The organism is Allobosea sp. LjRoot9 (assembly GCF_964252745.1).
Taxonomy (GTDB): domain Bacteria; phylum Pseudomonadota; class Alphaproteobacteria; order Rhizobiales; family Beijerinckiaceae; genus Allobosea.
This window is the reverse complement of the sequence record NZ_CAXUPC020000013.1, coordinates 121971-135940: the sequence shown is the minus strand read 5'-3', so window position 1 is coordinate 135940 and position 13970 is coordinate 121971. Positions and strand designations below refer to the sequence as shown.

The following is a 13970-nucleotide window of genomic DNA, read 5'->3' as shown; positions in this document are numbered from 1 at the left end:
GTGTCGGAAATCGGTGCGCGCTCAGACGGTCAGCTTGCCGGCCTTGGCGGCGGCGTAGCGCTCATTGACCTTGGCCCAGTTGACCACGTTCCACCAGCTCTTGAGGTAGTCGGCGCGGCGGTTCTGGTACTTCAGGTAATAGGCGTGCTCCCAGACATCGTTGCCGAGCAGGACCATGTGCTTGTCCATCAGCGGGCTGTCCTGGTTCGGCTTGCCGAGCAAGGCAAGCTTGCCGTCGGCGCCGACGGTGACGAAGACCCAGCCGGAGCCGAAGACGCGCAGGCCCGCGGCCTCGAAATCGGCCTTGAACTTGTCGAAGCCGCCAAGATCCTTGGTGATCGCGGCCGCGACGTCGCCGCTCGGCGCGCCACCCGCATTCGGGCCCATGACCTCCCAGAACATGGTGTGGTTGGCGTGTCCGCCGCCGGCATTGCGGATCGCGGTGCGGGCCGCTTCCGGAACCGATCCGATGTCGCCGAGCAGTTTGTGGAGGGGTGTCGAGGCGACGACGCCGTGGTCCTTGGCAACGGCATTGAGGCCGGCGACATAGGCGGCGTGGTGGCGGTTGTAATGGATGTCCATCGTCGTCGCGTCGATATTGGGCTCGAGCGCGTTGGTCTCATAAGCGCGCTTGGGCAATGAGAAGGGCCCTGCCGGAGCCGCCGGCGCCGCGGCCTGGGCCCAGACCCTGGGGGCGGCCGAGACAGCGATGGCGGCCGCGCCGAATCCGAGCAGCGAGCGGCGGGAAAACGAAGTCGCGATGGTCATGACATCCTCCATGGGCCGATTGGCTTGCTGGCTCGGCCGTGCCTATACGTTATGCACGCAACAGTTCTGCGGATGCAGAGGGGGGCGTTCAAAAAATTGCGGTGCTGGCGGCTTTCCGGGACACCTCATCTGCTGCTTTTTTGCACATAGCGCCGACGACTTCGCATGACGGCCGGCACCGCGTCTCTGCCATAATCGTGGCATGAGTTCGACCAACGCGCGCACGCTCCTTCTCGTTCCCTTGCTCGGCCTGCTCTGGGGCTTCAACTGGCCGGCCGTGAGGATATCGCTCAGCGAGATCGCACCCTGGACGCTTCGTGCCGGCGGCATGACCTTCGCAGGGTTGACGCTGGTCGTCATTGCGCTTTTGCGTGGCCAATCGCTGCGCGTGCGGCGCCCGGAATGGCCGCGTTTGCTGCTGGCGGGGTTTCTTTCGATCGCTGCCTTCAACGTCCTGCTCGCGTTCGCGCAATTGATGGCGCCGACGTCGCGCGCCGCGATCCTGACCTTCACCATGCCGATCTGGGCAACGTTGCTGGCGCGGCTCTGGCTGGGCGAGGCGTTCGATCGGCGCAAGCTGCTCGGGCTCGCACTCGGCATCGCCGGGCTCGCATCGCTCGGGCTGCCGCTGATCCGTGGCGGCGGATTGACGCTCGGCCTGCTATTCGCGCTGATCGCCGCCCTGAGCTGGGCCCTGGGCACGATCGTGACCAAGCGCTGGCCGGTCTCGGCGCCGGCCCTGACGGTGGCCGCCTGGCAGCTCCTTATCGGCGGCGCGGTCGCCGCGCTCGGCATGCTCGCTTTCGAGGGGCTGCCGGTGCCCAAGATGCTGGCGCCGCGCACATTCGCGGCCCTGAGCTTCCACATCCTGGGCGCGCAGGCTTTGGCCTATTTCCTCTGGTTCACCGTGATCGCGCGATTGCCGGCGGGCATCGCCAGCATCGGCACCCTGATGGTTCCCGCTGTCGGCGTGCTCGGCTCGGTCGTGCTGCTCGGCGAGCGGCCGAGCCCGAGCGACTGGCTCGGCCTCGTACTGGTGGTGGCGGCCTCGGGCACGATCCTGCTGCCGGCAAGGCCGCTGGCCGGCCTCAAGGCGGCGCGGTGAGCGATGGCCCCCGAGCCGGTTTTTCGCATTAACGGCGGGTTTACGGCGTTTCGTTACGGTCTGGGCGGAAATTTCGCGACCGAGGGTCACCCCCGCCATGCATGCGCTCGCCCTGAAGGTCCCGGAGCCGGCCAATGAGGACGCGCAGCATGAGGCCGGAGCCGCGCATGCCGTGCGCGCGATCTCGGAGCGCTTCGGCAAGCTCGGCGTCGAAATCACCGATATTGCCGGCCGCATCGGCGATGTGACGGGCCAGCTCGAGGGGCAGGCCGAGGGGTTGCACCGTGTCGTCAGCGCCGTCGAGCAGGTCTCGCGCGCCAACCGCGCCATCCAGCAGGCGGCGGAGGGGGCGCAGGAAACGGCGTCTGTTGTCAGGAGCGGGCTGGAGCGCGTCACCGGCGCGGTCAGGGTCGGGCTCAACGCGGCGCAATCGGATATCGAGGCGCTGTCGCAAGGTGCGCAGTCGATGTCGCAGGCCCTGGCCGAGGCGGTCTCCGACGCTCATAAGGTCAGGGTGTCGAGCGAGGCCATCCAGTCGATCACCCGCGAGATCCAGCTTCTGTCGGTCAATGCTGGCGTCGAGGCGGCGCGCAGCGGCACGGCCGGGCGGGGCTTTGCCGTCATTGCGGCTGCCGTGAAGCAATTGGCCGAGCAGACCCGCGACGCCACCGCGCTCAGCGCCAAGCAGCTCGACATACTGGTCAAATCGGTCGACCAGCTCGCACGCCGCAGCCAGGAGAACGCCCAGACTGCGCGCCGCGCCAGCGAGGGCAGCCAGGGCATCGCGCTGCAGGTCGGCGAGCTCGACAGTTTCGGCCGCTCGGTTGTCGAGCTGATCGGCGACATCGACGCGATCTCGAACCCGACGCGCGCGAACGCCGCTGCCTGCGCCAAGGTCGGCGAGGATCTGACGGTGCTGGTCGCAGGCGTCGACCAGTCGAGCGAGAATCTCGATCGCGCGGCGCAGCGCACCGCCTCGCTCGTCTCGATCAGCGAGGCGATCCTGGGCGCCATCGCCGCGTCTGGCGTACGCACCGCGCAATCGGAGCTGATCTCGACCGCGATGGAGACGGCCGGGCAGATCGGGGTGTTGTTCGAGCAGGCGCTGGCGCGCGGCGAATTGACGATGTCGGATCTGTTCGACGAGGGCTACCGGCCGGTTGCCGGCTCGGACCCGCTGCAGCATATGACGCGCTTCGTCGGCCTGACCGACCGCATCCTGCCGCCGATCCAGGAGGCGCTGCTGGCTTCGAACCGCCGCATCGTGTTCTGCGCGGCGGTCGATCGCAACGGCTTCCTGCCGACGCATAACCAGAAATATTCGCAGCCCCAGGGGCGCGATCCGGTCTGGAACAATGCCAATTGCCGCAACCGGCGCATCTTCGCCGACCGCACCGGCTTGGCTGCGGCGCGCAACCAGAAGCCGTTCCTGCTGCAGACCTATCGGCGTGACATGGGTGGCGGCCAGTTCCTGGTGATGGAAGATCTCTCGGCTCCGATCCGGGTCAAGGGCCGGCACTGGGGCGGGTTCCGTTTCGGGCTCAGCGTTTGAGGTAGGTGAGTTCTGACTGCCGGCGCCGTTACGCCGCGGTCATCGTGTTGAGTGAGTGAATCGAGCAAGCGTCATGCATATCGCGCCGTCTTTCCCGAATCTCTCCGTCCTGCTGATCGATGCGAGCCCGCATTATCGGCGCATCATCCGCACGATGATGTACCAGGCGCAGCTCCACCGCATCTTCGAGGCGTCCGACCTGTCCTCGGCGGCGACGATGTTCATCCAGAAGCAGCCCAACATCGTGATCTTGGATTGGGACCTACCCGATTCCGGCAGCATGAAATGCCTTGCATCGATCCGCTCCTTCAAGACCTCGCCCTTCGCCAAGGCGCCGGTGCTGGTGATGATGGAGCGCCCGGACCGGCGCTCGGTGGTCCATGCCGCCAAGCTCGGCGCGCACGAGATCATCAACAAGCCGATCTCGCCCAATAACCTGTGGCTCCATCTGTCGGGGATCATCAACATCCCGCGGAAATACAAGGAGCAGAACGGCAGCATCTCGCTGGTGCCGCGCGCGATCAGCAACAACATGTTCTGACGGCGAGGGCCCAATGTTCCGACGGCGAGGCCCAGGGGCCACTGCCCGCCGGCGGGCGCCGAAAAAGCCTTAGAAACGCCCAAAAGATTGACGCATCGCGCGCTGGTTAGCGAAGTTTTTACCAATGAGACGCGATGCTCAGCGGCACATTCATGGGTCGCGCCGCCGTGGTCATCACTGTCTCCCTACCTCCCTTCCTGGGTCGCTCCGAAGCTGCTGCCTTTCGCAACCAGTTGCTGGTCGCGCTGGAGCAGAAGGAAAGCGTCTCCGTCGAATGCGCGGAGGCTGGTCCTTTCCCCAGCCTCTGGGTGCAGTTGCTGCATTCTGCCGCGCTCAGCGCCAAGGCGCGCGGTCTCTCGGTCTCCCTCAAGGCGGCTTCCGAGGAATGCCGCAAATCCCTGCAGGCGATCGGGTTCGACCCCGCTCGAAGCGCTCTCGTTCTGGAGTGATATGGATGAAGATCCTGGCTATCGACGACACCAAGACCCTGCTCAGCCTGCTCTGCCTGACGCTGCGCAATGCCGGCCATGAAGTGGCCGCCGCGGAGAATGGCGAGGAGGGACTGACCACTTTCGACAAGTTCAAGCCGGATCTCGTGATCACCGATCTCAACATGCCGTTGATGGACGGCATCGAATTCACCCGGGCCTGCCGGGCCAGGCCCGCCGGGCAGAACACGCCGATCATCGTCCTGACCACCGAGAACGGCGCCGAGATCAAGGCGGAAGGTCGCCGCGCCGGCGCCAGCGCCTGGATGGTCAAGCCGTTCGAGCCTACGACCCTGCTCGGCCTCGTCGCCCGCTATCAGAACTGAGGCTGGCTGATGGACCCGTTGGCGGAACTCAAGCAGACCTTCTTCCAGGAGTGCGAAGAACTCCTGGGCGCACTGGAGCAGAAGCTCCAGGCTCTCGATGAGGGATCGACCGATCCCGAAGACGTCAACGCCGCCTTCCGCGCCATCCATTCGATCAAGGGCGGGGCCGGCGCCTTCGGCTGCACCGAGCTCGTCGCCTTCGCGCATGTCTTCGAGGCCTCGCTCGATCATTTGCGTTCGGGCCGTGTCGCGATCGAGGATGCGCCGTTCTCCCTGTTCCTGCGCTGCTCAGACGCTGTCGCCGACCTCGTTTCCGCTGCCCGCAACGACGAGGTCGCCCATGCGCGGCCCGATCTGCTGGAAGCACTGGAGCGGGTCGGCCAGGCACCCAAGCCGGCCGCCGCAGCCCCTGCTGCCGCCGCGCCCGAACCCGCCAAGGCTGAGCCCGCCAAGGCGGAGGCTGCAAAGCCGTCGCCTGCCAAATCGGCGTCCACTGCCGCTGACGACGCTCCTCCTGGCATCGCCGCGCTCGGCAATCTGCTCGCCATGGTCGAGGCCAAGACCGGCGTCGCTCCCGCGCGCTCGGATGACGGCTGGGACGACGAGCCGGCCGCCGCCGCCGCGCCGTCGCCCGCCGACAAGCCCGGCCGCGATATCTGCCTGCGGATCAGCCCGGAATCAGACCTGTTTCGCCGCGTCATCGAGCCGCGTGTCGTGTTGGGTTCGCTGCCTGCCGAGGATATCGTTTCGGTGGTCTGCGATCTGAGCCAGGTGCCTCCGCTGGAGACGCTCGACGTCACCGATTGCCATATGCGCTTCGTCGTGACGCTGCGCACCGAGCTTTCGGTCGAGGATATCTACAGCCGCTTCGACTTCACGCTCGCCGCCGAAGAGTTCGAGATCGAGACGCTCTCGCCGCCTGCCGCGAATGACGACGCCGAGCCGGCCGAGGAGGCTCCCGCCGCGCCGGAGGCCGAAGTCTCGGCCAATGTCGCTGCTGATCTCTCTGCGATCCTCGCCAGGCTGGGGCCGGCTCCGACCAGCGTGCCGGAACCCGATATCCAGCCGACCGCCGCGCCAGTCGCAGCCCCGGTCCAGGCCATTGCGGAGGCTGCTCCGGCGCCGTCCAGGACACCGGCGGCGCGTGCCCCCGCCAATGATGCGGCCGCCGCGCGCCAGCGCCAGGCCGTCAGCGTGCGTGTCGATCTCGACCGCATCGACAAGCTGATGAACCTCGTCGGCGAGATCGTTATCACCCAGTCCATGCTGGTCGAATGCGTGCGTTCGCTACCCTATGATGTCCACGCCAAGACGGCCGAAGGCATCCTGACGCTGTCGCGTCAGACGCGCGAATTGCAGGACCATGTCATGGCGGTCCGCGCCCAGCCGGTGAAGGCCGTGTTCCAGCGAATGCCGCGCCTGGTGCGCGAATTGGCGCAGACGCTCGGCAAGGAAGTGAAGCTCGTTCTCGAAGGCGAGAACACCGAGGTCGACAAGACGATCATTGAGGAACTCGCGGATCCGCTGACCCATATGATCCGCAACTCGATGGATCACGGGCTGGAGACGCCGGAAGACCGCATCGCCGCCGGCAAGAACCCAGAGGGCACGATCAAGCTTGTCGCGGAGCATCGCGCCGGCCGCATCGTGATCTCGGTCACCGATGACGGGCGCGGCATCGGGCGCGACAAGCTGCTCGCCAAGGCGAAATCCCGCGGTCTCGTCGGACAGGACGAAAAGCTCGCGCCGGAGGAGATCGATCAACTGATCTTCGCCGCCGGGCTCTCGACCGCCGAAGTCATCAGCGACGTCTCCGGGCGCGGCGTCGGCATGGATGTGGTGCGCCGCAACGTCGAGTCACTCGGTGGGCGCATCTCGGTGGATTCCGAACCGGGCAGGGGCTGCAAGTTCACACTCGCCTTGCCGCTGACCTTGGCGGTGCTGGAAGGCATGGTCATCCGCTGCGGCGACGACCGCTACGTCATCCCGATCGCCAGCGTGATCGAGACGCAGCATCTCGCCTCGACGCCGATCGAGCACCTCACCTTCGGCCAGGAGGTTCTGCGCTGGCGCGGAGAGGTCACGCCGCTGCACCGGCTCGGCGCGGTCATGGGCTCGACCGGCACGCCCAACGAGAACATCATCATCATCGCCGAGACCGAGCGCGGCGACAATGTCGGCATCGCGGTCGACGAGATCGTCGGCCAGCAGCAGGTCGTGGTGAAGAGCCTCGAAGGCAATTACGGCACGGTCAACGGCGCGTCTGCCGCGACCATTCTCGGAGACGGCCTCGTCGCGCTCATTCTCGACGTCGACTCGATGCTACGCCTTGCCGCCTCCAGCGGCCGCCCATCTGTTCCCGCACTGAAAATGGCTGGATGATCATGACCCTTCAACTCGGCGAAAAGCATTTCTCGTCGGCGCAGCCGGAATCGGCGGTGCGCCGCATCGTCACCTTCAAGGTCGGCGATCGGACCTTCGGCATCGATGTCGGCATGGTACGCGAGATCAAGGGCTGGCAGGCGACGACGCCGCTGCCGCATGCGGCACCTCATGTGCGCGGCGTACTCAACCTGCGCGGCGTGATCCTGGCGGTCTACGACCTGCGCACCTCGATCGGACTCGGCCTCACCGACGCGACGGCGACCCATGTCATCGTCGTCGTCGACATCGAGGACAAGGTCGCGGGCCTGCTGGTCGACTCGGTCTCCGACATCGTCGACGTCCCGGTCAGCGCGGTTCGCCCGGCGCCCGATCTGGAGCGCGACGAGCATGGCCTGATCGAAGGCCTCGTCCTGCTCGACACCGATATCGTCGCCTTGCTCGATCTCGCGGCTGTGATCCGCGACGGCGGCACCGAGGGCGCGATGGCGAAGGCGGCCCGCGCCGCCTGAAATAGGTCCACTTCCAGAAGGGGTTGCGTTCAGCGTCAGGAAGAACCGCACACCACAGAACCGTACGCCAAGACAGAAACGATAAAAATGGGCAGTTCCCTCGGTTCCCTTTCCAGGCTGTCGGTCAGGCTACCGCTCATGGTCGTCGGCGCGGTCTTCATCGCAGGTGGAGCGGTCGGAGCCTGTGTCTGGCAGGTCGCCGGCGGCATGCTCGCTGCCGCGTCGCCGCAGATCCTGACATTGAGCGCGATCGCGCTCTGCGTCGTCGCACTGCTCGGCTGGCTGCTCGCCTATCGGGCCCAGCGCCCGATCGCGGCGATGCGCGATGCAGCGGTCGCGATCGCAGAAGGCGAGGATACGGTGATCCCCGGATTGCAGCGCCGCGACGAGATTGGCGAGATCGGGCGTGCGCTCAAGACCATCCATGACAAGGCGATCGAATCCGCCCGTATCCGGGCCGCGCTCGACGGTTGCCGCACCAATGTCATGGTCTGCGACTCCGAAGACCGTGTCGTCTACGTCAACAGTTCGCTGCTCAAATTCTTCACCGGGGCGCAGGAGGACTTCCGCGCCGCTTTCCCGGGCTGCTCGGCCAAGGACATGCTCGGCAAGGTCATGGAGAGCGTGCGCAGCCAGCCGGGTCTCGCGCATACCGGCCAGGATGCCATTCGCTTCGCGCTCGGCCGGCGCACCGTTTCGCTCTCGCTGACCGCCGTGATGCATGCCGACGGACGCCGCTTCGGCACCGCGGTCGAATGGCTCGAGCTCACCGACGAACTCGCGGCTTCGGCCGAGGTCGCCGACATGGTTTCGGCTGCCGCTGGCGGCGATTTCTCGCGCCGTGTTCCGCTGGCCGGCAAGCCCGAGGCGCTGATGCGGATCGCCGAGGGCATCAACAGCATCAATGCGCTCGTCGAGGACGCGGTCGGCGAATTCGCCGGCGTGCTCGGCGGATTGTCCGAGGGCGACCTGACGTCGCGCGTGCAGGGCGCCTATCGCGGCCGCTTCGGTGAGTTGAAGCAGAGCCTGAACGGCACGATGGAGCATCTCGCCCAGACCGTGGCGACGATCCAGGCGACAGCCGCCCATGTCTCGCGCGCTGCGCTCGAGATCAATGCCGGCGCCGGCGACCTTGCCCAGCGCACCGAGCAGACGGCGGTCAATCTCGAGGAAACGGCAGCGACGACGGAACAGCTCGCGGCTTCCGTCAAGCAGAGCGCGGCACGCTCGCGCGAGGCGACGGACCTCGCCAGCGAGGCGATGGGCGTCGCTGAGGACGGCAAGGCCGTCGTCTCCAAGACGGTGGGTGCGATCGAGCGGATAGAGGATTCGTCGGTCAAGATTTCCGAGATCGTCTCCGTCATCGAAGGCATCGCCTTCCAGACCAATCTGCTGGCGTTGAACGCAGCCGTCGAGGCGGCGCGCGCCGGCGACGCCGGCAAGGGCTTCGCGGTGGTGGCATCGGAAGTCCGCTCGCTCGCCCAGCGTTCCAGCCAGGCGGCCAAGGACATCAAGACCCTGATCGCGAGCTCGAACGAGCAGGTTGGGGAGGGCGTGCGGTTCGTGCGCTCGACCGGCGAGGCGCTGGACCGGATCGTCACGGCTGCCGGCAAGGTCTCCGCGACGATCGTCGAGATCTCGTCGGCCACTGCCGAGCAGGCGCATGGCATCGGGGAAATGAGCCAGACCGTTGCGCATATGGACGAGACGACGCAGGCGAACTCGGCGCTGGCCGAGCAGAGCGCGACCTCGGCCGGCGAACTCATGGAGCAGATCGCGACGCTAAAGAACCTCGTCGCGTTTTTCCAGACGGAGACGGCCCCGCAGTTCGGCGGAGTGCAGGTCAGGGCAGAGCCGGCGCACCTGCCGCGCCGTGTCGAGACGCGCCGGTCGGAGCCGGCTGCGCCGCAGAAGATGGCTCTTCGTCGTCGCGTGGCAGGCGGCGGTCGCGCCGAGGAATGGTCGGAATTCTAGTGTCGAGGTCCAACACCATGCTCGCCCCCCAAGCCTTCGCCGACGCGACATTGACGCGCGACGACATGGGCTTCATCGCCAAGCTCGTTTACGAGCATGCCGGCATCGTCATCCGCGAGCACAAGGAGGCGATGACGCGCGGGCGGCTGGCGCGTCGCGTCAAGGCGCTTGGGCTGGGCTCGGTCGCCGAATACTGCGCCTTCCTGAAAACGCCGGGCGCCGTCTCCGAGATCCCCGAACTGATCAATGCGGTGACCACCAACCACACCGCCTTCTTCCGCGAGCGGCATCATTTCGACCATCTGCGCAAGGATGTGCTGCCGAAATTGCTGCAGGAGCGCAGCGGGCGGCGCGGGCGTATCCGGATCTGGTCCTCGGCCTGTTCCTCGGGCGAGGAGCCTTACAGCATCGCGGCAACCTCGCGCGATGTGCTGGGCTCGCGCAGCGATGTCGACTTCCGCATCCTGGCGACCGACATCGATACCGATATCCTGGAGCGGGCGGAAGCGGGGCTCTATCCAAGCGAGTTGTTCGAGCGGCTGCCGTCCGACGTCAAGCCGCTGCTCAAGCTTGAGGCCGCGGCCAGGGGCGAGGCGCGCATCAGCGAGGATTTGCGCCGGCTGATCGCATTCAAGCGGCTCAACCTGATCGAGAAATGGCCGATGGGCGGGCCGTTCGACGTGATCTTCTGCCGCAATGTCTTCATCTATTTCGACACCCAGACCAAGGCTTCGATCCTCGACCGCTTCGTGGCGCTGCTGGCGCCGGGCGGTTTCCTCTATCTCGGCCATTCGGAATCGCTCCCGCAGCCGCATCCCCAGCTCCGGCTGATCGGTCGCACCATCTATGAGAGAACAGCATGAGTGTTGCCCGGGCCTCTCGTCGCTATTTCGACCCGCGCTTCGAGGCGACGATCATCACGGTCGCGCCAGGCGAGCATGAGATCACCGCCGCCAAGGACGAGATCGTGGCGACCGTGCTCGGCTCCTGCATCTCGGTGTGCATGCGCGATCCCCAAGTCGGGGTCGGCGGGCTGAACCATTTCCTGCTGCCGAAGAACAATGGCGGTTCGGACACCAATGCCGGTGAGCGCTATGGCGATACCGCCATGGAGGTCCTGATCAACGGCCTGCTCAAGCGTGGCGCCAGGCGCGGCAATCTCGAAGCCAAGGTCTTCGGCGGGGCGCGCGTGCTCTCGGGCGCGACGATGCTGGCGATCGGCGACGGCAACATCGCCTTCGTCAATGAGTTTCTGAGGGTGGAGGGGATTCCCGTGGTGTCCAAGGACGTCGGCGGCACGCGCTCGCGCCGCATCCATTACCAGCCTTCAACCGGTCGGGCCTGGGTGCAGCATGTGCAGCCGAGCACGCGCGACAGCGAGCACGAGCAGGAAGTCGCTTATCTCAATCGCCTCAAGACTCAACCCGTGGCTGGTGAAGTGGAGATCTGGTGATGAGCACGCTGACCACCCCCGGCGGCCCGGTGAAAGTCCTCGTCGTCGACGATTCCGTACTGATGCAGAAGCTGATGACGCAGATCATCGATTCCGCGCCCGGCTTCAAGGTGATCGGTGTCGCCGGCAGCGCCGAGGAAGGCTGGGACGCGATCCAGGAATTGCGGCCCGACATCCTGACGCTCGATCTTGAATTGCCAGGTCGCCACGGCCTCAAGTTGCTGGCGCGTGTGCTCAAGCAGGACCCGTTGCCGGTGCTGATCGTCTCGGCTTTCGGAGGGCCGGGCGCTGACAACACCATCCAGGCGCTGGAGCTCGGCGCGATCGATTTCATCGAGAAGCCCGACGGCACGACGCATACGCTCGAAGGCTTCATGAAGCATCTGGTCGCGGCGCTGTCGCGCGCATCAGTGAGCCGGCGCATGTTCGCCGCGCGGCGCGAGGCCGCGCCCGCGCGTCCAGTGCTGGCGCGCGAGCCGGCGCGCGGTGGGCGCACCTCGCTGATCGCGATCGGCGCCTCGACCGGCGGCGTGCCGGCCGTCCAGGTGGTGATGCGGGACCTCGCGCATCTGCGTATTCCTGTCGTCGTGGTGCAGCATATGCCGCCGGGCTACACCGCGAAATTCGCGGCGCGCCTGGCGACCGCGACAGGGCTCGATGTTCGCGAAGCCGCCGATGGCGACAAGCTGAAACCCGGCATGGCGGTGGTCGCGCCTGGCGGGCCGCGTCATCTCGAGATCGAGGAGCGCCGCGGCGAACTCGTCTGCGTGCTGCGGGAAGGGCCGCTGGTCAGCGGTCACAGCCCCTCCGTCGACGTCATGTTCCATTCGGTGGCGCGCAGCCTCGGACAGCACGCGGTCGGGATTCTGCTTACCGGGATGGGCCGCGACGGCGCTGACGGTTTGTTAGCCATGCGTAAAGCTGGTGCAGAGACGTTAATCCAAAGTGGGGAAACCTGTGTGGTAAACGGGATGCCGAAAGCGGCCTACGAATTGGGTGCCGCCGACAGGGTGGTGCCGCTGGATCAGATCGGGGCTGCCGTCGGCAACCTGATCGGTGAGCGACCGCATTTGCGCACCGCGTGAGGAGAGCGTGATGAAGGCGAGAAGCGACTACAGGATCCTCGTGGTCGACGATCAGAAGAGCATGCGCGGGCTCGCGACGTATTTTCTGAAGCAGATCGAATTCCAGGACATCGACGAGGCCGAGAACGCCCGCGAAGCCCTGATGAAGATGCAGAGCAAGCGCTATGATCTGCTGCTGCTCGACTGGAACATGGACGGCATGAGCGGCATCGACCTGCTGCGTGCGATTCGTTCGGTGCCGGAGCTGAACCAGATCAAGATCATCATGGCGACCTCCGAGCGCTCGGTCGACAAGATGGACGAGGCGACCACCAACGGCGCCGACCATTATGTGGTGAAGCCTTATGAGCTGCGTGACCTCGAGGTGCGCGTGAAGAAGGTTCTGTCGCTGAGCTCATAATCGCGCCGCCGTTCGATTGATCACTCGTTCCAAGCGCCCCGAGCCGCAAGGCTGCGGGGCGCATCCGTATCAGGCCGCTGACGCCAGACCAGGATGCGAAAAAGTGGGCGCCGGTTTTTCGCATTGATCCTGCTCTCACTCTTAGATGAGAGACGGATTCAGATGTCAGATGGCATCATCCGGCTCTAGGTCGGCGCCCGACATCCGCCGCGAGCCGAGGGCTTGGCATCGTTTTCGCTTGGCCCCCTTGCGTCGCGCCGTCTTGGCGCAAGCGCGTGTCGGCGCAAGGATGGCGTCGTTATCGCCATCCAGACGCAACCCCTCCGGCAAAGCCTGCCTAGATTTCCGATACCGAGGTTCCATGTCCCGTATCCTGACCGTCGCCGCCGCCCAGCTCGGGCCGATCCAGAAAGCCGAGGGCCGCGACATCGTCGTCGCCCGGATGATCGCCCTGATGGATGAAGCCAAGGCGAAAGGCGCCGAGCTGATCATCTATCCGGAGCTGGCGCTGACCACTTTCTTCCCGCGCTGGCATCACGAGGACCGGGCCGAGGCCGATCACTGGTTCGAGGCCGCGATGCCGAATCCGGCGGTGCAACCGCTGTTCGACCGGGCGCGCGAGCTCGGCATGGGGATGAGCTTCGGCTATGCCGAACTCACGCCGGAAGGCCGGCATTTCAACACCTCGATCCTGGTCGATCGTGAGGGCATGATCGTCGGAAAGTACCGCAAGATCCATCTGCCGGGCCATGTCGAGTTCGATCCCGAGCGCGCGCATCAGCATCTCGAGAAGCGCTATTTCGAGCCGGGCGATCTCGGCTTTCCGGTCTGGCGGATGATGGGCGGACTGCTGGGTATGATGATCTGCAACGACCGGCGCTGGCCCGAGAGCTATCGTGTCATGGGTCTTCAGGGCGTCGAGATGGTGGTGCTCGGTTTCAACACGCCGTCGGTCAATTCGCAGAAGGCCGGCGAGGGCATGGCGCAGCGGCTGTTCCATCACAGGCTCTCGGTCCAGGCCGGGGCCTATCAGAATGCGACCTGGGTCGTCGCTGTCGCCAAGGCGGGCGACGAGGACGGGCATCACTGCATGGGCGGTACGCTGATCGTGAATCCCGACGGTGAGATCGTCGCGGAGCTGGAGGGCGAGGCGGATGGCGTCATCGTCCATGCTTGCGACCTCGACGACACCCGCTTTGGCAAGGAGACGATCTTCGACTTCAAGCGCCATCGCCGTATCGAGCATTACGGGCCGATCACGGCGCAGGTCGGCGTGATCGAGCCGAAGTGAGGCTCGCCTGACTCCATCCTTGCTGGTCATCTCGGGGCTCCCTTCGGTCGCCCGGGATGACCGCGTTGTGTTTGATGCTGCAGCGAGACATTT

At 65.9% G+C, this 13970-nt stretch carries 14 protein-coding genes; 13 read left to right on the top strand and 1 reads right to left on the bottom strand.

The annotated features are described in order from the left end of the window. Window positions 1–21: 21 nt before the first annotated feature. Window positions 22–768, bottom strand: coding sequence for a superoxide dismutase (locus tag ACSQ3P_RS30115; RefSeq protein WP_436169095.1), 747 nt, complete (start codon window positions 766–768; stop codon window positions 22–24). 202 nt (window positions 769–970) lie between these two features. On the opposite strand from ACSQ3P_RS30115, the gene ACSQ3P_RS30110 reads away from it, so the two are divergent. From ACSQ3P_RS30110 to ACSQ3P_RS30050, 13 genes are all read left to right on the top strand, one after another. Then, entirely contained in the window at window positions 971–1873 is a 903-nt protein-coding gene (locus ACSQ3P_RS30110) for a DMT family transporter (protein WP_436169094.1), read from the top strand. Between the two features lie 97 nt (window positions 1874–1970). Then, entirely contained in the window at window positions 1971–3425 is a 1455-nt protein-coding gene (locus ACSQ3P_RS30105) for a methyl-accepting chemotaxis protein (protein WP_436169093.1), read from the top strand. A 73-nt stretch (window positions 3426–3498) separates the two neighbouring features. Next, window positions 3499–3966 (top strand): response regulator, encoded by a 468-nt coding sequence (locus ACSQ3P_RS30100; RefSeq protein WP_069692561.1) that lies wholly within the window; start codon window positions 3499–3501, stop codon window positions 3964–3966. Between the two features lie 134 nt (window positions 3967–4100). Further along, window positions 4101–4415: an STAS domain-containing protein gene (locus ACSQ3P_RS30095; protein ID WP_311914149.1), complete on the top strand. Its 315-nt coding sequence runs from the start codon at window positions 4101–4103 to the stop codon at window positions 4413–4415. 5 nt (window positions 4416–4420) lie between these two features. After that, entirely contained in the window at window positions 4421–4780 is a 360-nt protein-coding gene (locus tag ACSQ3P_RS30090; protein WP_069692559.1) for a response regulator, read from the top strand. 9 nt (window positions 4781–4789) lie between these two features. Continuing rightward, entirely contained in the window at window positions 4790–7162 is a 2373-nt protein-coding gene (locus ACSQ3P_RS30085; protein ID WP_436169092.1) for a chemotaxis protein CheA, read from the top strand. A gap of 2 nt (window positions 7163–7164) precedes the next feature. Further along, complete coding sequence (locus ACSQ3P_RS30080; protein WP_069693956.1) at window positions 7165–7674, top strand: chemotaxis protein CheW; 510 nt, start codon at window positions 7165–7167, stop codon at window positions 7672–7674. A 138-nt stretch (window positions 7675–7812) separates the two neighbouring features. Beyond that, the gene (locus ACSQ3P_RS30075) at window positions 7813–9648 is read left to right on the top strand and encodes a methyl-accepting chemotaxis protein (protein ID WP_436169091.1); all 1836 of its coding nucleotides are present in this window, start codon (window positions 7813–7815) and stop codon (window positions 9646–9648) included. Window positions 9649–9665: 17 nt separating this feature from the next. Continuing rightward, window positions 9666–10511, top strand: coding sequence for a CheR family methyltransferase (locus ACSQ3P_RS30070; protein ID WP_310157698.1), 846 nt, complete (start codon window positions 9666–9668; stop codon window positions 10509–10511). Continuing rightward, on the top strand, window positions 10508–11101 hold the full coding sequence (locus ACSQ3P_RS30065; protein WP_069692555.1) for a hypothetical protein: 594 nt from the start codon (window positions 10508–10510) through the stop codon (window positions 11099–11101). Before ACSQ3P_RS30070 ends, ACSQ3P_RS30065 begins: the two co-directional genes overlap by 4 nt. Then, the gene (cheB, locus tag ACSQ3P_RS30060) at window positions 11101–12186 is read left to right on the top strand and encodes a chemotaxis-specific protein-glutamate methyltransferase CheB (protein WP_436169090.1); all 1086 of its coding nucleotides are present in this window, start codon (window positions 11101–11103) and stop codon (window positions 12184–12186) included. Before ACSQ3P_RS30065 ends, cheB begins: the two co-directional genes overlap by 1 nt. A 10-nt stretch (window positions 12187–12196) precedes the next feature. Beyond that, a complete protein-coding gene (locus tag ACSQ3P_RS30055; RefSeq protein ID WP_069692553.1) occupies window positions 12197–12586 on the top strand; it encodes a response regulator in 390 nt (129 codons plus the stop codon). Window positions 12587–12947: 361 nt separating this feature from the next. Continuing rightward, the gene (locus tag ACSQ3P_RS30050; RefSeq protein ID WP_436169089.1) at window positions 12948–13877 is read left to right on the top strand and encodes an N-carbamoyl-D-amino-acid hydrolase; all 930 of its coding nucleotides are present in this window, start codon (window positions 12948–12950) and stop codon (window positions 13875–13877) included. The last annotated feature ends 93 nt before the right edge of the window (window positions 13878–13970 follow it).

What these genes read in the sequence shown, in the direction of transcription:
- ACSQ3P_RS30095 (WP_311914149.1), top strand. Translation starts at nt 4,101, where the DNA reads ATGCTCAGCGGCACATTCATGGGTCGCGCCGCCGTGGTCATCACTGTC.
- ACSQ3P_RS30085 (WP_436169092.1), top strand. Translation starts at nt 4,790, where the DNA reads ATGGACCCGTTGGCGGAACTCAAGCAGACCTTCTTCCAGGAGTGCGAA.
- ACSQ3P_RS30080 (WP_069693956.1), top strand. Translation starts at nt 7,165, where the DNA reads ATGACCCTTCAACTCGGCGAAAAGCATTTCTCGTCGGCGCAGCCGGAA.
- ACSQ3P_RS30065 (WP_069692555.1), top strand. Translation starts at nt 10,508, where the DNA reads ATGAGTGTTGCCCGGGCCTCTCGTCGCTATTTCGACCCGCGCTTCGAG.
- ACSQ3P_RS30090 (WP_069692559.1), top strand. Translation starts at nt 4,421, where the DNA reads ATGAAGATCCTGGCTATCGACGACACCAAGACCCTGCTCAGCCTGCTC.
- ACSQ3P_RS30070 (WP_310157698.1), top strand. Translation starts at nt 9,666, where the DNA reads ATGCTCGCCCCCCAAGCCTTCGCCGACGCGACATTGACGCGCGACGAC.
- ACSQ3P_RS30055 (WP_069692553.1), top strand. Translation starts at nt 12,197, where the DNA reads ATGAAGGCGAGAAGCGACTACAGGATCCTCGTGGTCGACGATCAGAAG.
- ACSQ3P_RS30110 (WP_436169094.1), top strand. Translation starts at nt 971, where the DNA reads ATGAGTTCGACCAACGCGCGCACGCTCCTTCTCGTTCCCTTGCTCGGC.
- ACSQ3P_RS30100 (WP_069692561.1), top strand. Translation starts at nt 3,499, where the DNA reads ATGCATATCGCGCCGTCTTTCCCGAATCTCTCCGTCCTGCTGATCGAT.
- ACSQ3P_RS30115 (WP_436169095.1), bottom strand. Translation starts at nt 768, where the DNA reads ATGACCATCGCGACTTCGTTTTCCCGCCGCTCGCTGCTCGGATTCGGC.
- ACSQ3P_RS30050 (WP_436169089.1), top strand. Translation starts at nt 12,948, where the DNA reads ATGTCCCGTATCCTGACCGTCGCCGCCGCCCAGCTCGGGCCGATCCAG.
- ACSQ3P_RS30105 (WP_436169093.1), top strand. Translation starts at nt 1,971, where the DNA reads ATGCATGCGCTCGCCCTGAAGGTCCCGGAGCCGGCCAATGAGGACGCG.
- cheB (WP_436169090.1), top strand. Translation starts at nt 11,101, where the DNA reads ATGAGCACGCTGACCACCCCCGGCGGCCCGGTGAAAGTCCTCGTCGTC.
- ACSQ3P_RS30075 (WP_436169091.1), top strand. Translation starts at nt 7,813, where the DNA reads ATGGTCGTCGGCGCGGTCTTCATCGCAGGTGGAGCGGTCGGAGCCTGT.